The 26,071-nt window shown below is 51.3% G+C and carries 19 protein-coding genes; 9 read left to right on the top strand and 10 right to left on the bottom strand.

Going from position 1 to position 26,071, the window contains the following annotated elements; genetic code table 11:
- Positions 1-57: 57 nt before the first annotated feature.
- The 3 genes from ACFODX_RS03360 to ACFODX_RS03350 all read right to left on the bottom strand — a co-directional run bounded on the left by ACFODX_RS03360 (position 58) and on the right by ACFODX_RS03350 (position 7,171).
- Positions 58-2,502 carry a DUF4861 family protein gene (locus ACFODX_RS03360; RefSeq protein ID WP_449245023.1) on the bottom strand — a complete coding sequence of 815 codons (2,445 nt, stop codon included), beginning with the start codon at positions 2,500-2,502 and terminating at the stop codon, positions 58-60.
- Positions 2,503-2,714: 212 nt separating this feature from the next.
- The gene (locus ACFODX_RS03355; RefSeq protein ID WP_378116057.1) at positions 2,715-5,438 is read right to left on the bottom strand and encodes a TonB-dependent receptor; all 2,724 of its coding nucleotides are present in this window, start codon (positions 5,436-5,438) and stop codon (positions 2,715-2,717) included.
- Positions 5,439-5,650: 212 nt separating this feature from the next.
- Entirely contained in the window at positions 5,651-7,171 is a 1,521-nt protein-coding gene (locus ACFODX_RS03350; RefSeq protein ID WP_378116055.1) for a glycoside hydrolase family 28 protein, read from the bottom strand.
- Positions 7,172-7,784: 613 nt separating this feature from the next.
- Between ACFODX_RS03350 and ACFODX_RS03345 the strand changes: the two genes are divergently transcribed.
- From ACFODX_RS03345 to ACFODX_RS03325, 5 genes are all read left to right on the top strand, one after another.
- Complete coding sequence (locus ACFODX_RS03345; RefSeq protein ID WP_378116053.1) at positions 7,785-9,305, top strand: UxaA family hydrolase; 1,521 nt, start codon at positions 7,785-7,787, stop codon at positions 9,303-9,305.
- Between the two features lie 172 nt (positions 9,306-9,477).
- Positions 9,478-10,635: a Re/Si-specific NAD(P)(+) transhydrogenase subunit alpha gene (locus ACFODX_RS03340; RefSeq protein WP_378116051.1), complete on the top strand. Its 1,158-nt coding sequence runs from the start codon at positions 9,478-9,480 to the stop codon at positions 10,633-10,635.
- A gap of 12 nt (positions 10,636-10,647) precedes the next feature.
- Complete coding sequence (locus ACFODX_RS03335) at positions 10,648-10,947, top strand: NAD(P) transhydrogenase subunit alpha (RefSeq protein WP_078044297.1); 300 nt, start codon at positions 10,648-10,650, stop codon at positions 10,945-10,947.
- 2 nt (positions 10,948-10,949) lie between these two features.
- Positions 10,950-12,356, top strand: coding sequence for an NAD(P)(+) transhydrogenase (Re/Si-specific) subunit beta (locus ACFODX_RS03330; RefSeq protein ID WP_378116048.1), 1,407 nt, complete (start codon positions 10,950-10,952; stop codon positions 12,354-12,356).
- A gap of 103 nt (positions 12,357-12,459) precedes the next feature.
- A complete protein-coding gene (locus ACFODX_RS03325) occupies positions 12,460-12,861 on the top strand; it encodes a VOC family protein (protein ID WP_378116046.1) in 402 nt (133 codons plus the stop codon).
- Positions 12,862-13,017: 156 nt separating this feature from the next.
- Here the strand turns inward: ACFODX_RS03325 and ACFODX_RS03320 are convergent, their stop codons facing one another.
- Positions 13,018-13,959: a sugar kinase gene (locus ACFODX_RS03320; RefSeq protein WP_378116044.1), complete on the bottom strand. Its 942-nt coding sequence runs from the start codon at positions 13,957-13,959 to the stop codon at positions 13,018-13,020.
- 237 nt (positions 13,960-14,196) lie between these two features.
- Between ACFODX_RS03320 and ACFODX_RS03315 the strand changes: the two genes are divergently transcribed.
- The 3 genes from ACFODX_RS03315 (at position 14,197) to ACFODX_RS03305 (ending at position 19,431) form a co-directional block, all read left to right on the top strand.
- Complete coding sequence (locus ACFODX_RS03315; RefSeq protein ID WP_378116042.1) at positions 14,197-15,672, top strand: mannitol dehydrogenase family protein; 1,476 nt, start codon at positions 14,197-14,199, stop codon at positions 15,670-15,672.
- A gap of 143 nt (positions 15,673-15,815) precedes the next feature.
- Positions 15,816-16,931, top strand: coding sequence for a pectinesterase family protein (locus tag ACFODX_RS03310; protein ID WP_378116040.1), 1,116 nt, complete (start codon positions 15,816-15,818; stop codon positions 16,929-16,931).
- A 154-nt stretch (positions 16,932-17,085) separates the two neighbouring features.
- The gene (locus ACFODX_RS03305; RefSeq protein ID WP_378116038.1) at positions 17,086-19,431 is read left to right on the top strand and encodes a methyl-accepting chemotaxis protein; all 2,346 of its coding nucleotides are present in this window, start codon (positions 17,086-17,088) and stop codon (positions 19,429-19,431) included.
- Here ACFODX_RS03305 and ACFODX_RS03300 read toward each other — a convergent pair whose 3' ends face one another.
- The 3 genes from ACFODX_RS03300 to tpiA form a co-directional block, all read right to left on the bottom strand.
- Positions 19,432-20,403, bottom strand: coding sequence for a class 1 fructose-bisphosphatase (locus ACFODX_RS03300; RefSeq protein WP_378116036.1), 972 nt, complete (start codon positions 20,401-20,403; stop codon positions 19,432-19,434).
- A 65-nt stretch (positions 20,404-20,468) separates the two neighbouring features.
- Positions 20,469-21,548 carry a class II fructose-bisphosphate aldolase gene (fbaA, locus tag ACFODX_RS03295; protein ID WP_378116034.1) on the bottom strand — a complete coding sequence of 360 codons (1,080 nt, stop codon included), beginning with the start codon at positions 21,546-21,548 and terminating at the stop codon, positions 20,469-20,471.
- Between the two features lie 165 nt (positions 21,549-21,713).
- Positions 21,714-22,481 (bottom strand): triose-phosphate isomerase, encoded by a 768-nt coding sequence (tpiA, locus tag ACFODX_RS03290; RefSeq protein ID WP_378116032.1) that lies wholly within the window; start codon positions 22,479-22,481, stop codon positions 21,714-21,716.
- Between the two features lie 48 nt (positions 22,482-22,529).
- Here tpiA and ACFODX_RS03285 point away from each other — a divergent pair, with 48 nt between their 5' ends.
- Positions 22,530-22,691 carry a hypothetical protein gene (locus ACFODX_RS03285; RefSeq protein WP_378116030.1) on the top strand — a complete coding sequence of 54 codons (162 nt, stop codon included), beginning with the start codon at positions 22,530-22,532 and terminating at the stop codon, positions 22,689-22,691.
- Between the two features lie 55 nt (positions 22,692-22,746).
- On the opposite strand, the gene ACFODX_RS03280 is transcribed toward ACFODX_RS03285, so the two are convergent.
- From ACFODX_RS03280 to ACFODX_RS03270, 3 genes are read right to left on the bottom strand one after another with little or no spacing between them, the layout of a single operon-like run.
- Entirely contained in the window at positions 22,747-24,366 is a 1,620-nt protein-coding gene (locus ACFODX_RS03280) for a diguanylate cyclase domain-containing protein (protein WP_378116028.1), read from the bottom strand.
- Positions 24,363-24,788 (bottom strand): hypothetical protein, encoded by a 426-nt coding sequence (locus tag ACFODX_RS03275; RefSeq protein ID WP_378116948.1) that lies wholly within the window; start codon positions 24,786-24,788, stop codon positions 24,363-24,365. Before ACFODX_RS03275 ends, ACFODX_RS03280 begins: the two co-directional genes overlap by 4 nt.
- Positions 24,788-26,056, bottom strand: coding sequence for a hypothetical protein (locus ACFODX_RS03270; RefSeq protein ID WP_378116026.1), 1,269 nt, complete (start codon positions 26,054-26,056; stop codon positions 24,788-24,790). The genes ACFODX_RS03275 and ACFODX_RS03270 overlap by 1 nt, the downstream gene beginning before the upstream one ends.
- Between the last annotated feature and the right edge of the window lie 15 nt (positions 26,057-26,071).

The raw sequence follows: 26,071 nt of genomic DNA, 5'->3' as shown, positions 1-26,071 counted from the left end.
GCCTGTGTATAACCCACAGGCGCACGCGGATAATTATTTTTTTAAGTAATTTTTAAATTATTGTTTAAGTAATTTGTGCATTTCGATACCGGCAATAATAAACGGTACATTGCCCTTGGCATCGTTGGAGAAAATACGTTCAGTCATGTAGTAATCGTAACTGCCATCGCGGCCAAAACCCAAACCGGCAACCAGACACTGGTCGTTCATACTGATTTTGCCATCGCTGTGTACTGTGACAAATTCATTGATCAAACCTTCATAGGCTTTAATTGTGGCCGCGCGATAGGATTCCGGCAAATAACCTTTATTTATCGCCTTGGCATAAAAGTAAGTGAACATCGCGCTGCCGCTGGATTCGCGATAGTTGGCAATAGCGCCGGGTTTATCCAGAATTTGCCACCAGGTGCCAGTTTCTGCATCTTGGTAGCGCAGTAAATCGGCGGCCAATTCCTGGGTGATATCGATCAGGGTTTTGCGCAATTCAGTTTCGGATTCAGGCAAATAATCCAATACATCCACCAGTGCCATGGCGTACCAACCCAAACCGCGCAGCCAATATTGTGAGGCCTGGCCGGTTTCTTTGTTAGCCCAAGCAGCTTGTTTGGATTCATCCCAGGCGTGGTAGTACAAACCGGTTTCCGGGTTGCGCAGCTGCTCGCGGGCAATCACAAATTCATGTACGGCTTCTTTAAAACTTTCGTGCTGCTGTGCACCGCTTTCATAGGTAGCGGCGTACTGCGCCAGGAACGGCATGCCCATGTACACACCGTCCAGCCACAGCTGGTTGGGGTAGGTGGCGCGATGCCAAAAAGCGCCGCCACTGGTGCGCGGGTGACGCTTTAAATTCTCACGCAAAAAATCCACCGCTTTGCGATATTTTTCGGCTCCGGTGCGCTGCTCCAACAGAATCAACACATCGCCGGGTTTGGTTAAATCGATACTGAATAAATCCGGTTCAAAGGTATGGATGTGACCATCCTCGGCAACAAAACTACCGGTGACTGTTTCGGCGGCATCCACATAACGCTGGTCGGGGCTTACCTCGTTTAATTTTTGCAGCGCCATAATTTGCATACCAACAATATCGTATTCAAATTTGGACGGGCGGCGACGATTTTCATCCCAACCTTGATAGTGATATTTCAGGGTTTTGCGCGCGAGTTCCGAGTCAGCCAAGGCCTTGCTCCACTGCAGCGCAGACTCAGCCGTCAGCGGTGACTGTTTGGCTTTAGCACTGAGTGCAGATTCAAAACGCACGCGCGGTTCTTTGGTTAAACGCAATACTTCGCGATCCAAATAGGCTTTAAAATCCGCTTCGGTTTTTACGCCATCCAATTCATGTTCCCAAGCGGCGAGGAAGTAGTATTCCAATTGGCCGCCTTTGTCTTTCATGACGGAAACATAAGAGGTTTCATCTTGTGTTTGTTCAGCGCGATCATCGCGGCGGAAAATAATCGCCATGCCTAAATGATCATCCGGGCCGCTCAAACTTTGTTTGCCCCAGCTGGCCACATAAGTCCAGGCATAACCACTGATGTTTTGATTGCCTTCAATCAAGGTGGTGCCCGGGTGTTTTACCAAACCGATTGCCATGTTCGGTAAACGCTGGGTTTTACTCAGGTTAACTTTCACCAAGCGGCTGCCCGCCGTCATGGAAAAATGCGCGGTCATATCCAATTTTTGGTTGTTAACTTGCCAGCCGTTGTAGTTAATTTTAAAGCCGGAATAAATATCGCCATTGTTGGTGATTGTGGCGGAGCGGCCATCGGTTTGTGAAACCAGCTCGACATTTTTGCCATTCCAAAAACCAAATCCACCCATGCCGAGTGATTTACCGACTTTTAAAACATCCACACCCCAGTCGGCATTTTCATGGTAGGAGTCATAACCGTCCTGCCCGACATTTTGCAGCACAACGTCGTTAACTTTTTTACCAAAAATATCAAAACCGTTGCGCCAATCCAGATACACGCGATAGGCCACTTTATCCGACTCTATGCCGGGGCCTTCGTAGCGAATCCAATAGGAGTGATCGGTATATTGTGGCGGTGGCGTTACGCTATCCACATTTTTAAAACTGCCACCTTCGTAAACTTTGCCATTCCACTCTCCACCTTCTTTGATGGAAATTTCCGCCTGGGTTTGTTTTTTCAGCGCGGGTTTGGCAATGGCAGGATCGTTGGAAATAACAAAATTTTTGCGCTCGGCGGGTGCAAAATCGGCCGCTAATAACAAGCTGTCCAGCGCGCCGTCACCATCGGTATCGACGCTTTGTGAAGCCTGGGGTTGATCGCCCTGAAGCACGGCAAGTGTTGCCGCTTCGCTGGCGTTTATACCCAGGTCATAAAATGAAAAATAAATCGGCTCTTGCTGCAATGCAAAGTTATTGGCATTGCTGATTTCTGCCGTGGCAACAAGGGTATCTTTCACGTCAGGTTGCGCAACAGGTGTTGTAGCCTTGGTTTGTTGTTCGGTGGTTTTTTCCGGTGAGCATCCCATTAGTGCTGCCAGAAAAATACCGCTGTAAATTACTCCAGGTTTAAACAATAAACTCACGTTACATACCTCTTGTCGCGTTATTTCGTCGTGATTTTAGTTTGACGAATCACATCGTTTTTTTGCGTTGAAGCGCGGTAAAAAATCCACCCCGCCGATAACTAAATAGGGATGCCAGTTGCCTGGCATCCCTGTGGTACTGCATCGATGATCAATTAAAACTTGTAGCTTGCGCCTACGAAGTAGCTCGCACCTGTTGAGTGGTTACGAACCATACGCGCCACACCGGAAGTTTCATATTCATGTTGCGGTTCATCAAAGATGTTGATGCCTTTAAACGTGATTTTTAACTGCTCAGTGAGGTCATAGCTAGCTGACACACCAACGATATTGCTATCGTCAACTACGCGATCTTGCCATGGGTTAGCTACTGTTCCCAAGTTGCTTAAGTATTCGCCGCGGTACGCGTTGCTGATACGTGCCTGGAATTTCTCGCCTTCCCAATACAAGGTGAAGTTGTAAGAATTTTCAGAGACATTTGGCATTGGATCGCCCGCGTTGGTTTCGGCATCTACGTAAGTGTAGTTTGCTTGGAAACCAAATCCGCGCACCCAATCAGGGCCGGGCAGGAATGACAGTTGCTGCTGCCATGAAAGCTCGGCACCGTTAATCATGGCACCACCACCGTTGATACGACGGCTTACGCGGAAATTCTGATCGCGAAGTTGGTCAGCTTGTGCGCCCAACAAACTATCTGGCAAGCCAAGCTCAGACCACTGGATAAAATCAACATCCGATGTTGGGAAGGATTCAACATCTTTTTGGAAGAGCGTCAGACCAGTCATTGCATCCTCGGCGTAGTACCACTCCAAGCCCAAGTCAAAAGAATCCGCACGGAAAGGCTCGATCAGTGGGTTACCATAAGATACTGCTGGTTGTGTTCCAAAGATGGTTACCGAACCACCTGGGTTAAGGTCGGTCAGTTCAGGGCGGGCCAATACTTTGGCTGCTGCAGCACGCAATACCAGATCTTCAGTCAGGTTATAAGCCAAGGTCATGGATGGCAGTGTGTCGTTGTAGTCATGCTCAACTGTGAGCGGTGTGACAACACCGTCTACAGCAGTGATGCCAGATGTGGTCAGATCGGTTTGGGCTTCACGCACACCGATATCACCACGCAAACGATTGCCGAATAATTCGGTATCCATGTTCAATTGAACAAAATAACCCAGTACATCTTCTTCAACTTCACGAGTACTACCTGCAACTAATGCATAGGACCAACAATCAGTGGCGAGGAATTCATTGCGACGGTTGAAGTCAGGGATAAAGAAAGTTTGACCACCAGCGGTTACAACTGAACCATCGTCCGCTGTTACAGCGGCTGAAATACCGCAAGCAACGCCATCGTTGGTGCCATCGGTAGTGTCGGCGTTGGTGAAAGTTTTGTCAGCCTGAACGCCATCAATTTCATAACCGTAGGATTTTTGTGTTACACCTGCTTTTGCAGTAAAGCCTTCAGCCAAATCGTATTCGAAATCCACACGGAACATATCGGTGTTGGAGGTGGCGTCGGTGAGACGATCACGGTATTCGGAAAGTTCCCAGTTGGCTGGGTTAGTGGTGTCGAAACTGTAGCTCAACACAGGTGATTTCATGTTGGTGAAATCCCAGAACACTGTATCACTTGGGTCAGCGTAGGCAGCCGCCAGCTCTTTACGGTTGTCGTTGCTGCTATAGTGTTCGTAAATGACAGTAATTTCGTTATTTTTTAGCTTGGATTCGGTCATACCTGCCAAGACATTCATGCGGAAACCATCCGTGAACTCGTGTTTCAATTCCGCTGAAAGCTGAGTGAATTCTGAATCCCAATTTGCAGTAAATGCCTCGGAGCGGAAATCCGCATTTTCGATCTCGGCAGTTACCATGGTCATGTTGGAGTCAAGGGTGTAATCAATCACGTTCATCTGATTGATACCAGTGCCACCGGTACGAGCTAATGAAATGGCTTCCATGAACGGTTCATCGCGCGCCACATCAATTTTTGAGTAGAGCCCGTCGATAGTTAACAAACTTGCATCAGCGATTTGCCACTGGAAGCTAGAGGTTACACCCAAGCGTTCCTGACTGTTAGTTTTGTCCGCATAACGTGGAATACGCGGCGCCCATGAACTTCTTACTTCCGCCAGTTCAGCAGGTGAACAACTGGTGCAGCTAAAAATATTGTTACTAGCACCTTGTTGTGCCCAGCGACCAGTTTCGCCACCCAGAACGGGGGCCTCTTTTTCCGAGTAGGCAATAGACGCAAGGAAACCAACGGTGTCATTGCTGGTGCTAATCAGGCCAGATACGCGCGGAACAGTTTTGCCTGAGCCATCATAGTAACCCGCTTCAGCATTCGCTACGGCGGTAAATGAGTCGTAGTCGAAAGGGCGACCAGTGCTCAGCGCTACTGTCGCGCCCAGCGAGCCATCCTCCAATTGTGCCGAGGTGGATTTATAAACATCCAAACGGCTAAACAATTCTGAAGCGAATACGTTGAAGTCAAACGCGCGGCTGGTGCGCACACTGCCTGAACCTGCAGCAAGGGATTGGCCCGGCATGCCATTTACGGTAACCATAGTGAATGCATCACCCAAGCCGCGCACGGTGATGGTACGACCTTCACCATCGTCGGTTGCTACTGCAACACCAGGAATGCGACCTAATGATTCTGTGAGGTTTTGATCTGGGAATTTACCCACATCTTCTGCGAAAACAGAGTCGACGATAGTGGTTGATTCACGCTTTACGTTCAGGGCATTTCTCAAGCTCTGGGCGTAGCTGCCAGTAACCACAACCTCTTCAAGGTTGGCATCGTCCTGCGCAATTGCGGTAGTGGGCGCAATCACACAGGCCGCCATGGCCAACACGAGTGGATTGAGTGTAAATTTTCTCATAGCTATTTTCCCCATCTTTATTGTGATTTAAAAACATTAAGCTAACGATCTATGTCGACACTCAAAAAGTGCCGCTTACCTTCACAAACATCACAGATCTTTTTCTCCCGGGCTTTTGGCCTACAAGCGAGACATCTGCTTATATTTGGAATTTTTTTGCCGGAGTTACTCCGGCGTTTACTGCGCTATCCCGTTGGTGTTGGCAGCGCGGGTTACACCTTGAATTCCACACCTTTGATGGTGACATTGGTGGCGGAAAAATTTTCTACTTGCTCCAGCATTCCTATGTCATCCACTTGTTTGAAATGACAATTGGTTAACTGCAGGTTTTGAATAGGCGAGCGTTTGTAGCCGCGCACCTGGAATACTTTTTTGGCGTTATTGCAGAGCAAATTGCGGATATCGATATTGCGCACTGTCGGGGTAAATTTGCCGGCGTCACCTTCTTCGTAATCAAAGTCGATAACAATTGCGGTGGTGACTTCGCCGATAGTGATGTCGCGAATGAAAAAGTTTTCAATCACACCGCCGCGCACGGAATTGGTTTTAATGCGAATACCGCGATCCAAATGCGGGCTGCTCATTTCGCACTGCTCAACAAAAACATTGCGCACACCGCCGGAAATTTCGCTGCCAATCACCACACCGCCGTGACCTTCGCGCATTTTGCAGTGGCTGATCACAATATTTTCAGTGGGTGTGTTCAAGCGGCGGCCATCGGCGTTGCGGCCGGATTTAATCGCGATGCAGTCGTCGCCGGTATCAAATAAACAATTTTTGATTACCACGTTTTTGCAGGATTCCGGGTCGCAGCCATCGGAATTGGGGCCGTGGCTAATGCAGCTCACGCTATCTACCGTGACGTTTTCGCAGAGCACCGGGTTGATTAACCAAAAGGGCGCGTTGGTAATAGTCACGCCTTCAATCAATACGTTTTTACAGGCGTAGGGTTGGATAAACGGCGGGCGCAAATTGGCGCCTTCGGCGTAGAGGCGCTCGGCAACCGGCACACCCTGCTCCATGTCCTGCATCAACTTGTCGCGCGCTGCGTCCTGGGTGGGGAAGCCGGGCACGCTCCAGTCGGTGCCGCCCTTCCAGGCGCCGCCTTTCCAGGGCCACCAGGTAGTGCGGTTGGCTTGGCCGTCCAGCGTGCCTTTACCGGTAATGGCGATATTGGTTTGGCCGTAGGCATAGATAAGCGGCGAGTAACCCATGAGTTCCATGCCCTCCCAGCGGGTAAATACCGCCGGCAGATAGGCTTTGGAGTCAGTGCTAAACAGGATGCGCGCGCCTTCAGCCAGGTGCAGGTTCACGTTGGATAACAGGTGAATCGGGCCGCTCAGGTAGTTGCCCGCAGGCACTAATACCTGGCCGCCACCGGCGCCATGACAGGCTTTGATAGCGGCGGCAAAAATGGCGGTGTTGTCGGTTTTGCCATCGGCTTTGGCGCCAAAGTCGCGCAGGTCAAAAACCTTGGCAGGGAATTGCGGCACTACTGTCTGGGCGCGAATCTGTTCGGCTTTGCTCCAGGCGTCGTCCGCAAACCCGGATGCGGCGGGTGCAGTGCGGGTACAGGCCGGTAGGCTGGTCAATGTGGCGGCACCGGCGAGTCCCGTCAGGCTCTGGCTGAGGAAACGGCGGCGTCCCGGGTATTGGGGGCAATAGTCAGTCACTGGTGGTTGCTCTCGTGTTATCTGCCACTGCGGTAGCTGTAAAAAGATGTTTATCCTCATATCGAGTGAAAATCATTCTGTATGTCAGGTTTGAGAATTGCAACCCAAGTCACCCAAAAAATGCTTTAAAAGCCATTTTTGAGTATTTTTTTCCCACTTTGTGTAATGTATACGTTTACATTTAAACAATCATTGATTTGTAAACGTATACACATCACTTTCAATAAAAATAATTTAAAAAATAATTAATTTATCGAAAAGTATTTTTATCCTAAATAATTGTGTTTATTTGTTATTTTGTCATTTAATGGCGCCCGTTGCTTTGTGTAACAGGCTAAATCTGTTTTTGATGGCAAGTGACATCGGTTACATTGCGGTTTTAAGCGGGTTTTGGGCGGTTGCCGAGGGTTTTTTTGAGGGGTAAATTTGATCCCGGTATTGACCGAATACCATTGCCGATTTTGAGGCGCCGCAAGGCGCCTTTTTTTTGGGCGAGTTTTCCCGGTCAGTTACCAAGGGGCAAAAATCAGCCCTCCAGCCTCTTACACAGGGTTGGACCTTCCCAAGGTTGGCAATCGAAGTCCCCCAGGCGAACTACACTTTTATTCAGATATTCGGATTCGGATAGTTGAGTGCCCGATAAACCCGCCCCATCAACAAGAGAGAGATCAGCGTGAATAGCATTATTGTGTTGCATGACAGTGATAACGTCGGAATCTGCAAGGTAGCGCTGCCCGCTGGTGTGTTGTTTGTGGAGAAGGATGTCACCCTGCGCAGCGATATCCCGGCTATGCATAAAGTCGCCATACGCGCCATTGCCAAGGGTGATGCCATTCTTAAATACGGCCAGACCATAGGTTTTGCCAACCAGGACATAGCCCCCGGCGAGCATGTGCATGTGCACAACTGCGTGATGGGTGACTGGGAAAAAGATTATGGTTTTGGCAAAGAGGCAAAACCCACCGAATTTGTACCTGCGGAGCAGCGCGCGACCTTTGAAGGTTACAAGCGTATTAATGGCAAAGTGGGCACCCGCAATTATGTTGGCATTCTGACCACGGTGAACTGCTCCGCGACTGTAGCTAAAGCTATCGCCCAGCATTTCACTTTCTCGGGCGAGTTGAATAATTTCCCCAATATCGATGGCGTAGTGGCTATGACCCACGACAGCGGCTGCGGTATGCGCTCCGATGGTGAGGGCTATGAAACCCTGCGTCGCACCTTTAACGGTTACGCGCGCCACCCCAATTTTGGCGGTGTGATGATGGTGGGCCTGGGCTGCGAAACCATGCAGATACAACGCGTGATGGAAGAGTGCGGCCTGGCCGACTCCAAAACCTTTACCGCCTTCACTATTCAGGATGTGGGCGGCACACGCATCGCGATTGAAAAAGGTATTGAAACCCTGCGCGCTATGTTGCCGCTGGTGAATGCCTGCCAGCGCGAGACAGTGCCCGCCAGCGAATTGGTGATCGGCTTGCAATGCGGCGGTTCCGATGCGCTCTCCGGTGTAACTGCTAACCCGGCGCTGGGTATTGCCGGCGATATTCTGGTGCGTCACGGCGGGACAGTAATATTGTCGGAAACGCCAGAAATTTTTGGCGCTGAACATTTATTAACGCGTCGCGCGCAATCACCGGAAATTGCACAAAAATTATTGGATCGCATCGAATGGTGGAAGGACTACACCGCACGCAACGATTTTGAATTGAACAACAACCCCTCGCCCGGCAACAAAGCCGGCGGCCTCACCACCATTATTGAAAAATCCTTGGGTGCCCAGGCCAAAAGTGGCTCCACTAACCTGACCGATGTATTCCTCTACGCCGAGGAAATTACCACCAAAGGTTTTGTGTTTATGGACAGCCCCGGTTATGACCCGGTATCGGCGACTGGTCAGGTGGCTTCAGGCGCGCAAATTTTATGTTTCACCACCGGCCGCGGTTCAGCTTTTGGCTGTAAACCGGCACCGAGTATGAAACTGGCTACCAACAGCAAAATCTATGAACACATGAAAGAGGACATGGATTTAAATTGCGGCAAAGTGGTGGATGGTGAACTCACCCTTGAGCAATCTGGTCAGGAAATTTTTGAAGAAATTTTAGCGGTCGCCTCCGGTAAAAAAACCAAAAGTGAATTACTGGGCTATGGCGATAACGAATTTATTCCCTGGAAGATTGGTGCGGTGGTTTAACACCCCCCCCTGCCCCCCTTGAAAAGGAGGTGGGATAAGAGCGAAAAACAAAAAATTAAAAAACTAGAAAGCAAATGACGGGGCCTGCAAAGGTTTTATAACAAACGACAGACTCTGCTGCATGGCGGTGGAGTGCTGCCAAACATTTGCCACCACCAACGAGACATCAACCATGAAAATAGCCATCACCAAAGAGCGGCGCGCGCACGAGCGGCGTGTTGCGGCAACCCCCGATACCGTTAAAAAATTTATTGCCTTGGGTTTTGAGGTTTGTGTCGAAAAAGATGCAGGCATTAACAGCCGGATTAGCAACGAGTCTTATGTCGAGGCTGGTGCAAGCATTAGCGACAACCTCGCCGAATTGCTCGGTAGCGCCGACATAGTATTAAAAGTGCAGCGCCCTCTTCTTGAGGGCGAAGGCGAGGTTAACGAGTTGGCGCTGATCAAACGCGGCACCGTGTTAATTGCCATGCTTGCACCTTACTCTGAACCTTCGGCGATTCAACACTATGCCGATGCTGGCATCACCGCGCTGACCCTCGAATTTGTGCCGCGTATTACCCGCGCGCAATCCATGGATGTACTCAGCTCGCAATCCAACCTCGCCGGTTATCGCGCGGTGTTGGAAGCGATTAATGTGTACGACCGCGCTATGCCAATGATGATGACCGCCGCCGGTACTATTGCGCCCGCGCGCGTGATGGTGCTCGGTGCAGGTGTTGCCGGTTTGCAGGCGATTGCCACCGCCAAACGGTTGGGCGCGATTGTGTCGGCAACCGATGTGCGCGCCGCCTCCAAAGAACAGGTGGAAAGCCTGGGGGGAAAATTTGTGATGGTGGAAAGCGAGGAAGTAAAAACCGCAGAAACCGCCGGCGGCTACGCCAAAGAAATGAGCGACGACTACAAGCGCCGCCAAGCGGAATTGGTGGCTGAAACCTTAAAAAAACAAGACATCGCCATTTGCACTGCGTTAATTCCCGGCCGCAAAGCGCCCACGTTAATTAATGATGAGATGGTGCACTCCATGCGCCCCGGCTCAGTCATTGTGGATTTGGCGGCAGAGCAAGGCGGCAATTGCACCCTCACCAAACCCGGCGAAGTTGTTGAAGTCAACGGCGTGACAATTATTGGTTTATTTAATATTCCCAGTCGCTTGTCGGCCGACGCCAGTGCACTCTACGCCAAAAATATTTTGAATTTTGTAACGCCCATGATCGATGCCGATAAAAAGTTTGCTGTGAATTGGCAAGACGAAATCATCGCGGCCACGGTGCTCACGCGCGATGGCCAGATAGTTCACCCCAACTTCAAGCCGGCCAGTGCCGCCTAACGGGAGATCATCATGGAAGCTAATTTTGTTTCACAATTATCGATTTTTGTATTGGCCATTTTTGTGGGCTACTACGTGGTGTGGAGTGTAACGCCCGCACTGCATACGCCATTAATGGCGGTCACTAATGCCATCTCCAGCGTGATTATTGTGGGCGCGCTGATTGCGGTTGGGCCTGAAGGCATGAGTTTGTCCAAGGTGCTGGGCTTTTGCGCCATGGTGCTGGCGGCAATCAATATTTTTGGCGGCTTCACCGTCACCCATCGCATGCTCGCCATGTACAAAAAGAAAAATAAAGCAGGGGAGAAATAATTATGTCCAGCCTTCACGAAAATCTCACCTCGCTGGCGTATTTGGTGGCTGCGGTGCTGTTTATTATGGCGCTGCGCGGTTTGTCATCACCGGAATCGTCACGCAAAGGCAATTTGTTTGGCATGCTCGGCATGTTTATCGCGGTAGTCACGACTGTATTAAGCCCGGCGGTTACCTCTTACGGTTGGATTGTTATTGCGCTGGCGATAGGTGCAGTGATCGGTATTTTTATTGCGCGCAACATCGCTATGACGGCTATGCCGCAATTAGTGGCTGCGTTTCACAGCTTGGTGGGTATGGCGGCGGTATTGGTGGCCGGTGCAGCCTTTAGCAACCCGCAAGCCTTTGGCATTGTGAATGCGGCGGGTGAAATTTTTATCGCCAGCAAAATTGAAATGGGCCTGGGTGTAGTGATTGGTGCAATTACGTTTTCCGGTTCGGTGATTGCCTTTACCAAGCTGCAGGGGTTGGTGTCGGGTAAACCCATTGTATTTGCCGGCCAGCATTTTATTAATGCGATTCTCGGTGCGGCGATTCTGGGTTTAATCGGTTATTTCTGTGTCGATCAATCGCCCTGGGTATTTTGGGGTATGACCGCGCTGGCATTTGTGATTGGTGTATTGCTGATTATTCCTATTGGCGGCGCCGATATGCCGGTGGTGGTATCCATGCTCAATTCCTATTCCGGTTGGGCCGCAGCGGGTATTGGTTTTACCCTGCATAATGATGCGTTAATCGTAACTGGTGCACTAGTCGGCTCGTCAGGTGCGATTCTCTCCTATATCATGTGCAAAGGCATGAATCGTTCATTTTTTAATGTGATTCTCGGTGGTTTTGGTGCGGATTCTTCTGCTGCCGCCGCAGCTTCCGGTGGCGATGATCGCCCGGTAAAACAAGGTAGCGCCGAAGATGCCGCGTTTATTATGAAAAATGCCGGCTCAGTAATTATTGTGCCCGGTTACGGCATGGCAGTGGCACAAGCGCAACATGCACTGCGTGAAATGTGCGAAGAGCTGAAAAAAGCCGGGGTCAAAATCAGCTACGCTATTCACCCGGTTGCCGGGCGTATGCCGGGCCATATGAACGTATTGCTCGCCGAAGCCAACGTCCCTTACGACGAAGTTTTTGAATTGGAAGACATCAACAATGAATTCCAAACCGCCGATGTGGCCTTTGTGATTGGCGCTAACGATGTCACCAATCCAGCGGCTAAAACCAATCCGCAAAGCCCGATTTTTGGTATGCCCATTTTGGAAGTGGAAAAGGCGCGCACCGTATTGTTTGTGAAGCGCTCCATGGCCTCGGGTTATTCCGGTGTGGAAAACGAATTGTTCCACCGCGATAACACCATGATGTTATTTGGCGATGCCAAAAAAATGGTAGAGACCATTGTAAAAAATATTGTGTAAGCCCTTATTGAGTGCCCTTGCGGCACTCTTTTTTAATTGGCTGATTAGGTTTGTGGGTTTTTATTGAATCAGTGTGGAGCCTTAGGGCGATAGAATTTTGCTTATGAAGATCGAACATTTTGCGTTGAATGTAAAAGACCCGGTTGCTATGGCGGCCTGGTATGTCGCCAATATGGGTTTAACTATTGTGCGCAAATTGGAGGGCGGCCCTAACACCCATTTTTTGGGTGATGAGAGCGGCGATGTGATGTTGGAAATTTACAACAATCCGCCGGATCAAGTGCCGGACTACGCGCAGATGAATCCACTGCTGGTGCACTTGGCATTTGTGTGTGAAAACCCGGTAGAAAAACGTGCGCAGCTAGAAGCTGCGGGCGCGAGTTTTGCGGAAGAAGTACATATTAAAGATGGCTCGCATTTAGTCATGATGCGCGACCCATGGGGGCTGGCAATTCAGTTGTGCAAGCGCGGCAATAAAATGCTGAAGTGCCAAACCCCCTCCTAACCTCCCCCTTTGTCAGGGGGGAGGAACCATCCCCTCTCCTTTTTAAGGGGAGGGTTAGGGTGGGGTAATTATTCCTCTGCTTTTTAAAGTGAGGGCTAGGGTGGGGTAATTATTCCCTCCCCTTGTGAAGGGGAGGGCCAGGGTGGGGTTTACGGCCTAAGCGCCAAGTTCTTTATCAAAAACAGCCTTATCAATAATCGCCCCGCGATGGCGAATAATAATGCCGGCGCAGCGAATGCCCTGCTTGGCCGAATCCACCAAGGATTTGCCCAGCAAGCGGCCCGCTAAATAACCGGCATTAAAGGTATCGCCAGCACCGGTAGTGTCGATCACACCCTGCACCGGCGGCACCGGAACGCGCAGCTCTTCAGTCGGCGTAATAATGATGGCGTCATCGGCGCCGCGTTTTAACACCAGCTCACTGAGTGAATAATTGGCGTAGCGCTGTTTGCAGCCTTCCACTGAGTCATCGCCCCAAAGCAATTGTTCGTCGTCCAGTGTCAGCAGTGCAATATCGGTGTATTCCATAATCGCGAGCATAGCTTGTTGCGCTTCGCTTTTATCGCGCCACAAACGCGGGCGATAGTTGCTATCAAACGCCACTATCACATCTTGCTGACGCAGTTTGTGCAAACTGTTGTACAAAAATTCACGCGATTTTTCGCCGATGATCGCAAGCGTAATACCGCTCAGGTAAACGCAGTTGCAGTGCACCAGTTTTTGGCAGAGTTGGTCAGCCGCTTCTTGCGAATTAAATAATTCACGCGCGGGTGCCTCTTTGCGCCAGTAAAAGAATTCGCGTTCGCCATCGGGCGTATTGCGAATAATGTACAAACCCGGTGAGCGCCCCGGCAGTTGTTTGATCATGCCGGTGCCAATATTTTCGTTGGCCATGCGCTGCATAATTTGCGCGCTGTAAGGGTCTTCACCCAGTTGGGTGACGTAATCGGTTGTTAAACCCAGGCGCGCCATATACACCGAAGTGTTGTAGGTATCGCCAGCAAAAGATAAGGCCATAATTTCGCGCCCATTGCTGTCGGCGGTAGGGAATGGAGCCAGCTCCACCATGACTTCGCCAATTGCTGCTATGTGTGCCATTTGATAATTCCGGATGTTATTGGAAAGGAAAATAAAGGTGATCGAATAATTTTGTAAACAGGAATGAAAATTTTAAATTTTCCACAACAAAATTGAACACAAAATATATCACCCTTGTAGCGCTAACAACACACATTTGTTGACTGATTATTCGCTAGCGACACAATCAGCCGTGATTAATTAACGCGGTATTATTTTTAGTTATATTTTTTAATTTACATTGAATTGGATGTGAGAATGAATCGTTTAAAAAGTGCTGTTATTGCTGAATTACCCAAAGATGTAGTGCTGCCCAATTATGATCGCAGCCAACTAAAACCCGGCATAGTGCATTTGGGTATAGGTGCTTTTCACCGTGCGCATCAAGCGTTTTATACCGAAGCGGTATTAAATAAGTTTGGTGGCAACTGGGGCATTATCGGCAGTAGCTTGCGCTCGCCTGCGGTGCGCGATCAATTGGTGCCACAGGATTGTTTGTACACCTTGGTGGAGCGCTCCGGTGAAGGCGAAAAATTGCAATTGATTGGCGCCGTGCTGGACACGCTGGTCGGCCCCGAAAATCCCGCCGCGCTGGTGGCGCAAATGGCAGACACTACTATTAAAATTGTTTCACTCACAGTAACGGAAAAAGGCTATTGCCACGATCCAGCCAGCGGCAATTTAAATCTGAATCACCCGGATATTATTCACGACCTGGAACATTTGGATAAACCCGTATCAGCCATAGGTTTTTTGGTGGCGGCATTAAAACAGCGCTTTGAAAAACAACAAAAAGCCTTCACCTTGTTAAGCTGCGATAACCTGCCCAATAACGGCGAAGTGCTGGAAAAAGTGGTTGTGCAATTTGCTGAAAAAATTTCAACCGAATTGGCACAGTGGATAAAAACCCACGCCACTTTCCCCTGCACTATGATCGACCGCATAGTGCCTGCCACAACCGATGACGACCGCCGTGATATAGAGCAGCGCCTCAACCTGCGCGATGAAGCCATGGTGGTGTGCGAACCTTTTTCGCAATGGGTGGTGGAAGATAAATTTGCCGATGGTCGCCCTGAGTGGGACAAAGTTGGCGTGTTGTTGGTTGACGATGTGCGCGTGTTTGAAAAAATTAAACTGCGTTTATTAAACGGCGCCCACTCCACCATGGCCTATACCGGTTATCTCTCCGGCTTCCAATACATCAGTGAAGTGATGGAGCAGCCCGCGTTTGTGAATTTGGTAAAAACTTATATGGCGCGCGAAGCGGGTGAAACCGTGAGTGCACCCGCGGGTTTTGATATAGAAGCCTATAAACAACAATTGCGCGACCGTTTCTCCAATAAAGCGCTTAAACACCGCACCTGGCAAATCGCCATGGACGGTTCACAAAAATTGCCGCAGCGTTTATTGGAAACCCTGCGCGAACAATTGGCGGGCAAAGGCCATATCGATATTTTGTGTTTGGGTGTCGCCGCCTGGATTCGTTACGTCTCGGGTGTGGATGAAAAAGGCAACGCGATTGAAGTGTCTGATCCGCTCGCCAAAGAATTGCGCGCCGCTTGCGATGTCAACCAGGGCAATCCTGCCGCTATGGTAAAAGCCGTGGTCAGCATTGAAAAAGTGTTTGGCAGCGACCTGGTAAACGAGCCGCGTTTTATTGCGACTACCACCGGGTGGCTGGAGCGCTTTTACGCCAAGGGGATATTGGCCTCGGTGCAGGATGCATTTGAATAATTACAATGGCCTATTTGTGGGGGCGCAATTTATTGCGCCCAATATTTTGTTTTTTGATAAACAGCTTGTAATAAATAGCCTGCAATAAACCGTTTCAATTAAATCGGGCGCAACACATTGCGCCCCTACAGTGGTATCGCGCTATGATTTTTTATCGACACTATTCTATTCTGGCGATTATATTTTTTAGCCTATTTATCACGGCCTGTGCCAATCAATCATCGCCGCGTTACGAGGCGGTAGTCAGCCAAACAGAATCAACGGCAGCCAATCATTTCACCAGCATTGCCGCTGCACTGGAAGCCGCGCCGGGTGATTCAACCAAGCCCTATCGCATTTTTATTCACGCCGGTGAGTATTACGAAAAAATAATTATCGCCAAACCTAATATTCATTTAATCGGCGCCGACAAAAATACCACGCGTTTGCATTACGACGCCTACGCCGGCCAACAGGCCAGTTTTGCGGGAGCCACTAAAGGCCAAATTTGGGGCACCTCCGGCTCGGCTACAGTCACCGTGCGTGCAACCGGTGTATTGTTGCAACAATTAACGGTGGAAAATTCATTTGATTTTTTGCGCAACGATGCGCTGGAACCGGGCGCCACTGAACGTGTTGGCAATACCCAGGCGGTAGCCTTATTTCTTGATATGGGCAGCGATAAATTTATCGCGCGCGAGGTAAAACTCCTGGGGTATCAGGACACGCTTTACGTTAACAGCGGCCGCAGCTGGTTCGATAAGAGTTTGATCGCCGGCAACGTGGATTTTATTTTTGGCCGGGGCAATGCACTGTTTACCGATTCGGAAATAAAAACCCTGGCACGCGGCCGCGCAAGTATGCCCCACGGTTATGTCACCGCACCTTCCACCAATATTAATGATGTTTATGGCCTGACATTTATTAACTGCAAACTCACCCGCGCCGCATCAGTGCCAGATAATTCCGTCCCCCTCGGCCGCCCCTGGCACCCCACCACCCAATTTGCCGATGGCCGCTACGCCGACCCCAATGCCATTGGCAAAACGGTATTTATCAATAGCTGGATGGATGCGCATATCACTACCGACGGCTGGTATTCCATGAGCGGCACCGCCAAAGACGGCAGCAAAAAAGATTTTCTCCCGCAAGACGCCCGCTTTTTTGAATACAACTCCAGCGGCCCCGGCGCAGCGCTCAATAACAAGCGCCGCCAATTAAATGCAACAGAAGCAGAGGCATACACGCGCAAAAAAATATTGGGTGATTGGCAGCCCTGAAATTATTGTATCGTCGTTAGGTAGGGGCGCAATTTATAGCGCCCTATATTTTGCTCGTTCTGTAAGCCTTTGATCAGCCCTGTCATGCAAATGTAATTAAACTGTCATAAACACCGCCTAGATTGTCAGTGTATTAACCATGCTGCGTGTGTTTATGAAAATCTCCTCCCGTTTAATGCTGGGCGCCATGTTGTTGACTGGTGTTGCGGTATTGCTGGCAGCCGGCACCACTGGTTGGCTGGCGGTTAAAGAATCCAATCGCGCTTTGTCACACAATTTGGAGCAGCAGTTCCAGGCGCTGGCGGCGGGGCGTGCGCAGGCGGTTAGTGCGCAATTTTCCAATTACAAAGAATTATTATTGGCACTCGCCCATGGGCGTATGACGCAGGAGGCGATTTACGGTTTTGTTCGCCCCTTTGCTTCCTACCGTTACGAAGTGCCCAGTCGCGCCGCTGAAGAATTGCGCGGCGAATTGCAGCAGTGGTACCACAATACATACCTTCCTTATCACCGCGCACAAACCAATGGCGACATTATTGATAGCCGTGCCTGGCTGGAAAAATTCTCGCAGGAAGCGCTGCTGATCCAACATTATTACCTGCAAAAAAATACGGCGGATGTTAGCCAATTAGCGCTGCTGGATGATGCGGGTGATGCGAGTATTTACGGTCAACAACATCGCCGTTACCACAGCAGCTTTCGCGATTTAAGCCAACGTTTTGGTTTTAGCGATTTGCTGTTGATAGATGCACAAAGTCAAACGGTGATTTATTCGGTGAATAAAAGCCCCTTGTTGGGAAGCTCATTAATCAATGGACCTTTTGCGCAATCGCCACTGGCGCAGTTAAGTGCGCAGTTACAAAACACGGATAAAGATAAAGTTTTGCTCTCAAGTTTTTACGCTAACCCGGCGCGTTTTAACCAACAGGTTGCTTACATGGGGCTGCCGGTATTTCACGCGGTGCAAAGCCCGGATAAACCCGTGGGGTTTTTAGTGGTGGAAATTCCGGCGCAGCAACTGAGCAATATAATTAATGCGCAGCGCAATTGGATCAGTTTGGGTTTAGGTAAAACGGGCGATGTCTATATCACCAATAGTGAGGGGTTGTTGCTCACCGAATTGCGGCCTATGTTGGAAGCGCCAACGGATTTTCTAACGCAGCTGCAAGCAGCCAATAAGCGCGATGCGGCGGCAGGTGTTGAGCGCCTGCAAAAAACCACAGGCACTTTTTCCCCGCATACCGAGGCGGTAGCGCAAGCTTTGGCAGGGCGCACTGGTAGTGGTATGAGCCGCGATTATCTTGATCGCCCGGTATTGAGTAGTTGGCAGCCGCTGCAATTGGGTGAACAAACATTTGCACTGGTTGCCCAGCAAAATCCGGATGAAGTATTTGCGCCACTCGCCAGTTTGCGCAGCACCTTGTGGCGCAGTGTGGCCATTGCGATTTTGGTGCTCACCGCGCTGGCGGCGCTGGTCGCTTATTTATTTGCGCAGCATATTGGTGAGCCATTAAAACACCTGGCGGCGGCGATTAAACAATCGGCGCAGGATAAAAACCTGCTCAGCAATTTCCCTGCATCGCGCAAAGATGAGCTGGGCGATATTGGCCGCTCGTTAAATTATTTATTCAGTGAATTAAATACTGTGATGCTGCAGGTGAACAGTTCCAGCGAACAAAGTTTGCAGGGCGCGCTGGATAATGTCACTACCACGCGCCAATGCCGCGATGAAACCGCGCGCCAGCGCCACGAAATGAATCACGTCGGCGCAGAGACTGACGCCGTGGTGAAATCGCTAGCGCAAATGACCCAGGGGTTACATCTGGTCAGCCAACAGGTGCAGCAGGCCGCGCAATTGGCCAGTGAAGGTCGCGCACGTGTAGCCGGTGTGGATGAGCAGGTGCAAATTCTTGCACAACAGGTGAGCCACTCCTGCTCCACTTTAGCGGAATTGCGCAGCGCTACCGACAACATAGGCACAGTGTTGGACACCATTCAAAGTGTGGCGGAACAAACCAATTTGCTGGCGCTGAATGCGGCGATTGAAGCGGCGCGCGCCGGTGAACATGGGCGCGGTTTTGCGGTAGTGGCAGAAGAGGTGCGTCGGCTGTCGTTTGATACACAAAGTGCGACGGGCGAAATTAAAAAAATGATTGATCAATTGCGCAATTCGGTGAGCCAGATTTCGCAGGGGCTTAATGCCGAACAGGAAAGTGCGCAGAATTGTTTGCTGGAAACCCGCGCCACCCAGGATTCACTCAACAATATTGAAGCGGCAGTCGCAGAGGCCAGTGTGCTGACCCAACGCATTAATAACAGTGCGCAGGATGAAAGCCAGCGCGCGCAATCCATGCGCGGGCGTTTGATTCAATTGATCACCGGTATTAATGAAACGGATATTGCCATCACTCGCCTGGCGGAAAGTGCCGAGCAGCAAAATGCGCTGGCTAATCGTGTAATGAGCGCTGCTAAAGTCTTGCGCTTTGAACAGCGCCGCTGATTAGCGGCGCAAATAATTCAAACATTCATCCACTTCATTGGCCGAGCCAAGGATCACTGCGACGCGCTCGTGTAATTGCTGCGGTTGTATATCCAAAATGCGCTGGGTTTCGCTACAGGCTTTACCGCCGGCATTTTCAATCAGCATTGCCATTGGATTGGCTTCGTAGAGTAAACGCAATTTGGCCGGCTGTTTGGCGTTGCGGGTGTCTGAGGGGTAGAGAAAAATTCCGCTGCGCGTTAATACCCTGTGCACATCACCCACCATCGCCGCATTCCAGCGCATATTAAAACGTTTTGCGCGCGGGCCGGTTTCGCCTAATACCAAATCATCAATGTAAGCGCGCATAGCTTGATTCCAGAAACGCGCGTTGCTCATATTGATCGCAAATTCCTGGGTATCGGCAGCGATTTGGATTTTGTCGGCGGTGAGTAAAAAATTGCCCTGGGTTGAATCCAGAGTAAAACAGCGTGTGCCCTTGCCGGTGGTGATTGCTAATAAAGTGGATGGCCCGTAGAACACATAACCGGCGCAAACTTGTTGTTGGCCCTGCTGCTGGAATTGCAATTCGCTGTGATGCGGAATTAAATCCAGCGCGCTATAAATACTGAAGATAGTGCCAATCTGGCCGTTGATGTCGATGTTGGATGAGCCATCCAGCGGATCAAATGCCACCAGGTATTTTCCCGCCTCATGGCCGGCGACTACTGTGTCTTCCTCTTCCGAGGCGATAGCGGCCACGGCGCTGTTGGCGAGCAATAAATCTTTCAGCAATTGATTGGAAATAATATCCAAATGCTTTTGGGTTTCGCCTTGAATATTTTCGTCTTGTGTTGAACCCAGCACGCCCGCCAGTGCTCCCTGGCGCACGCGGAAAGCAATTTCTTTGCTGGCATCGACAATAGTTTCTATGACGCGCAGAAGTTCATCGTTGACTTCATCACTGCGCAGCACACTGAATAAATTTTTCATGCAATTACCTGTCGCCATTTTTTGCAGCATTGGCCGGCGCACGCGTGCCGGCCAATGCAAGAGGGTTAAACGTAACGGTTGATACAATTTAAATCGGCAAAGGATTGCTGCAAACGCTGCACCATATAGTCTTCACTTTGGCGCAACCACACCCGTGGGTCGTAGAATTTTTTGTTGGGTTTTTCATCGCCCTCGGGGTTGCCGATTTGGCCCTGTAAATAGGCTTGGTTGGTTTTGTAATAATCCATTGTGCCCTGCCAAAAGGCCCATTGGGTATCTGTGTCTATATTCATTTTTACCACGCCGTAACTGATCGCCTCGGCAATTTCACTCGCCGCGGAACCCGAGCCACCGTGGAATACAAAATTCAAACTGTTGTGGGGCAGTGCAAATTTTTCGCTGACAAATTGCTGCGAATTTTTCAAAATCGACGGCGTGAGTTGCACGTTGCCGGGTTTGTAAACACCGTGCACATTACCGAAGGAGGCGGCGATGGTGAATTTCTCGCTAATCGCGCTGAGTGTTTCGTAAGCGTAGGCGACATCTTCCGGCTGGGTATAAAGCGCAGAATTATCCAGATGGCTGTTGTCCACGCCATCCTCTTCACCGCCGGTGCAACCCAATTCTATTTCCAGCGTTACGTCGATTTTTTTCATGCGCGCTAAATATTTGGCAGAAATTTCGATATTTTCCTGCAGGCTCTCTTCTGACAAATCGATCATGTGCGAGCTGAACAGGGGTTTACCGGTTTGCGCAAAGTGGGCTTCGCTGGCATCGAGTAAACCATCGATCCAGGGCAGGAGTTTTTTGGCGGCGTGATCCGTGTGCAAAATCACCGGCACACCATAGGCTTCGGCAACCGCATGCACATATTTTGCGGCGGCGATGGAGCCCAAAATGGAGCTGCCCTGACCATCGAGCTTGATGCTTTTGCCAATAAAAAATGCCGAACCGCCCTGTGACAGCTGCACAATTACCGGGGAGTTAACTTTGCGCGCCGCTTCCAGCGTGGCGTTAATGGTGTTGGTGTTACAGACATTTACCGCCGGGTAGGCAAAACCGCCCGCTTTGGCGGCAGCAAATAATTGATTGAGAGCGTCGCCGGTCGCAACGCCGGGGGCAACAAGATTGGCAAGAGTGTTCATCACAAATTCCCGAAATTATCCCGCAGAGGGTGGTTGATTGTGGATGACCGAAATTGCCGCCGATTGTTTTTTTAATTTTCTTCTAAATGTTTTGGTTAATGGTGTTGAAATATTGTTTGTAAAAATACGCCTGCTGCCAGCCTTGGCAAAAACGCGAGCCGACAGTTAATGCGGCTCTGCCAGGTCCGAGGCCTGTTCACAAATTGCCAGGAAATGGCCCGGGTCCAGACTCGCGCCACCCACCAGCAAACCGTCTATATCCGGCTGCTGCAATAATTCAGTGGCGTTGGCTTTGGTTACGCTGCCGCCGTACAAAATGCGCACGCGGTTTGCGACTTCACTGTCAAACAGGCGGGTCACTTCGGCGCGAATAAATTGGTGTACCGCTTGAGCTATAGCAGGCGTTGCCGCGAGGCCCGTGCCAATCGCCCACACCGGTTCGTAGGCGATGCATAAATCCCTACCGGCCAGATCCAAACCGCCCAGACCTTCGCTCAATTGTTTGAATAGCACTTGTTCGGTGATATTGGCCTCGCGCTCGGCTTTGTTTTCGCCCACGCACAACACCGGTAACAAGCCGTGGCTGAGCGCGGTATTCACCTTGATTTTGCAGCCCTCGTTATTCTCCGCAAACATGGCGCGGCGCTCCGAGTGGCCGATCAGGCAGAGTGAGCAGCCGGCCTGTTTGAGCATTTGCGCCGAGGTTTCCCCGGTATAGGCGCCCGACTCATAGCGGCTCACGTTCTGGCTGCCAATTTGCAATTCCGAGTACTGCAAAAAGGTGAGCATGTCGCGCATGTACAAATAGGGTGGGCAGATAGCAATTTGCGCAGCAAAGTGTTTGCCAATAAAGGAGGCTACCGAGGTGCAGATAAGATCCAGGCCGCCATTGAGCTTCCAGTTGGCAATAACTATAGGTTTACGCTGTTTCATGGTGATGACTCAAAAACGCTGCCTGCCGGCAAGAGCCAGGGCAGTCGAATGGTTGTGGTTGATAGGGAAAATGCTACACAGGCCGATGAAAACGGGCAAGCAACAAAAGTAAATATTTTGTCTGAAATGGGCTTTTATTGGGTTTTTAATCCTAAAATTAAGGCTTTTTTGTGTGTAAACGTTTCAAATATGCCATCAATAAAAATGTAATCGTTTACATTTTGTCGTATTTATTTGCTCTATTATCACCGCGCCCGGCGCAGGGTTAGCGGTTGGTTTCAAGGTGGCTGGTGGGCTGGTTGTGGGCCGGGTCGTAAATGGCAAAACGGTTTTTGCCGCTGTGTTTGACCTGATACATGGCCTGGTCGGCGTGTTTGCGCAGGCTGAGCGGGTTGTCGCCGTGTTCGGGGTAGAGCGCAATACCAATGCTCATGCCGATAGTCTCCAGCACCCCGGCTTGGACTTCGATAGGCGCTTGCTGGGCATCCAGAATTTTTTGCGCAATACGCTGCACCATTTGCAGGTTGCCGGCGTGGTTGAGCACTAGCAGGAATTCATCGCCGCCAATGCGGGCGACCAGGTCGGAGTCGCGCACCAGTTTGCGCAGGCGCTGGGCAATGGCCACTAATACCCGGTCGCCGGCATCGTGGCCGTAGTTGTCGTTGATAAATTTAAAGCGGTCGAGGTCGATCAGCAGTACCGCAAACCGGGTATCGCTCACGCCGCGCTGGTTGATCAAGCGGTGCAGGGCGTCCTCTATTGATTGGCGATTGCGCAGCCCGGTCAGGGTGTCGGTTTCGGCCAGTTCGCGCGAGCGCTGCTCGGCGTACTTGCGCTCGGTGACGTCGTAAATCACACCTTCCACCGTGGCGGTCTGCTGGGTCTTGCTCGCCGGTGAAAAAATACAGTGCACCCAGCGCTCGCGGCCATCGCCAGTGGCCCGGCGCAAACGCAGGTCGGCTGAGTGGGGGCGACCGGTGAGGGCGGCGAGTTGGATCAGTGAGCCGGCCTCCAGTGCATCCAGAAATACGGGTTCCAATAGGCTGGTTTGGCGGCTGTTCGCCGCCTGTGTTTCATCAAATCCGGTAAGCCGGAAAAAAGCGGGGTTGGCGGTAATAAGCTGGCCGTTTTCGCGCACCAAAAAGATACCGGCACTGCTGTCCTCAAAAATGCCGCGAAAGCGGGTTTCCAGTTGTTCCACCCGGTGACGCAGTTGCCGCTCCTCTTCCAGCATGGCTTCTACGGTGTGCAGCAGCGCGTTGATGTCGCCACTGAGCTGGCCAATTTCATCGCCGTTATGCCGGCCGGCCACCTCTACCCGTCCGCCATCGCCCGGGGTGATGCGATGCAAGCGCCCCGAGAGTTGCGCCAGCGGGCGAGTCATCAGCCAATAGACCAGAATCAACACCAGCAGGGCGACCACAGCCGCCTGTGCTGCCAAGCCTATGGCGGTGGCCATGGCGGAGTCGCGCGCGCGGGCTTCTATCAGCGGGCCGTTGGGTACTACGGCCAGTGTGCCTACGGTTTCTTCTTCATCAAAAGGCGCGTAAAGGGTAACGGCGACCAGACTCTGGCGAACATCGTCCGCGCTTTTGCCATCGCGCCCCAGCACTTCGTTTTCGGCTTGAATGCGCGCGCCTACCACTATGTCGTTTTGGGTGAGGCCGGTGACTACCTGCTGGGCCAGTTCGCGGTTGCCCACATAGGCGGCGATGGCGGCGGTGGCCTGCACGGTTTCCAGCAGCTGGCGCACCGAGCGCTGGCTGTCGGCAAAGGATTTTTCATAACTGCGTTGGTAAAAGAATTGCGCCGAGAGCGCGACCACCACCATAGCGGCGGCGGCCACACTCACCGAGACTTTGATATGCAGGCTGCGCAGGTTCATGACCCACCCCCGAGCTGCATCACCACTTTTACGCCTTTGGGCAGTTGCTGGGTAGGCACATAGGCAATGGCGTTGGGGTCTTTGGCGACGGCGGCAATAATGCTCTTGGCGTCGGGAAATTGTTTGGGGGGCGACATCCGCCCGGCAAAGATCAGCGTGGCCCAGTAGGCATCCACCTGCGCTTCACTTTTTCCCGTGAGCGCTTTATAGAAACTTTCACGCAGCGGCGAGCCGGCATTCCAATCCAGGGTGCGCGCTGGCGTGCCGCCGGGGAAAGAGGCGGTGCGCCCCATAAACAAATCCACCACCTGCTTGGGCTGCAGCTGGGTCAGCGGGTTGCTGGCATGCACTACCACCAGTATCTCAGCCGCGAAGGCGCTGGTTGGTAGCCACAGCAGTAGTATGGGCAGTAATTTGCGCATCAAAACAACATATCCCAGGTGAGGCTGGTTACCCTGCTGTGCTGGTTTTCCCGCACTGTCTGGCTGGAGTCGACCCGCAACCACAGGTTGGTGCCATTGGCATCGATTTGGAATTCTTCGATCTGCAATTTAAGCGCCATTTTGGGGGCGAAATCCCAGCGGATACCGGCGCCCAGGCTGGATTGATCTATGCGCACCCCATTGAGGCTGCTGCGTGTGACTAATGCCAACTGTGCCAGCTGTTCGGCCAGCGGGCTGGGCAGGTTCTGGGGCGCCTGCACTTGAATCAGGGCGCGGCGCGGTTTGGAGTAGCCGCCCAGAAGGTAGAGGGTCAGGTCGTCAAACTGCTTGCCGAGGCTCAGGTAGGCGCGCTCACTCTGTGGCACCAGGCCTACGTCACTCTCCAGATGGCTAAACTCCCCGCGCAGCCACCAGTGATTGTTGTCGTAAATAACACCCAGCGAGTGATAGCTAAAGTCACGCTCATGGGTTTCACTCAAACCGGCCAGGGTAGCGGCCTCCGGCCAGTAGGGCAGGGCGCGCTCCAGCGCTCGCACCAGGCCGCCGGTGGCATCGTTTTTAACCTTCACATTGGCGTAGGTGTAGCGCAGTTTCCAAAAGCCACGTTCGGCGGTGAGGCTGAGGCCGCCAGTGTCAAAATTGAGCCGGCTATGCCCGGATGAGCGTAGGCCGACCGGGAATTTTTGATCGTGATTGCCGTAAAAGCCTTTGATGCTCAGGTCGGTATCACCCAACGTAAAACTCTGGGTGATGTCTGCACCGTCCAAATGAAAAATCGATAAAAGCCCATAAAAATCCTGCGGCGGGCGCGCCCAGGGGTAGGCGTAACCCACTTGGCGATAATCGGAGAGGGTAAAAATATCGGCGCCTAAACGCCCCAGGCGCACATCCAGCCGCTCGCGTGGGTGATAGCCCACAAAGGCCCACTCGACGGTTTCATCCAAGCCCTTGTTAAAGCGCTCTTTGGCGACCAATTGCACCTTGGTATCCCACTGCTGGCTCCAGCGCGTCTGCCACTGGGCACCAGCCAGGCTGTCGGTCTGCCATTCGATGGAATTGTCATAACTGCCATCGTCCTGGGAGACATCGCGGCGGAATACCAGAGTGTCATTGGTGCTGGAGACCAAGCCCAGGGTGGCAAATCCGGAAAGGCTGTGATCGGGAGCGGCTTGGGTGCCAGCGGCTAACAGCCCGCTCAGCAGCAAACCGCAGAAGGAGTGACGGGAAAAAACGGTGGAACCAACCATGAAAGCAACCTGTAG

The sequence above is a fragment of the Cellvibrio fontiphilus genome (genome assembly GCF_042646205.1).
Classification (GTDB): domain Bacteria; phylum Pseudomonadota; class Gammaproteobacteria; order Pseudomonadales; family Cellvibrionaceae; genus Cellvibrio; species Cellvibrio fontiphilus_A.
The sequence above is the reverse complement of the archived record's forward strand: the minus strand, read 5'-3'. Positions and strand labels throughout refer to the sequence as shown.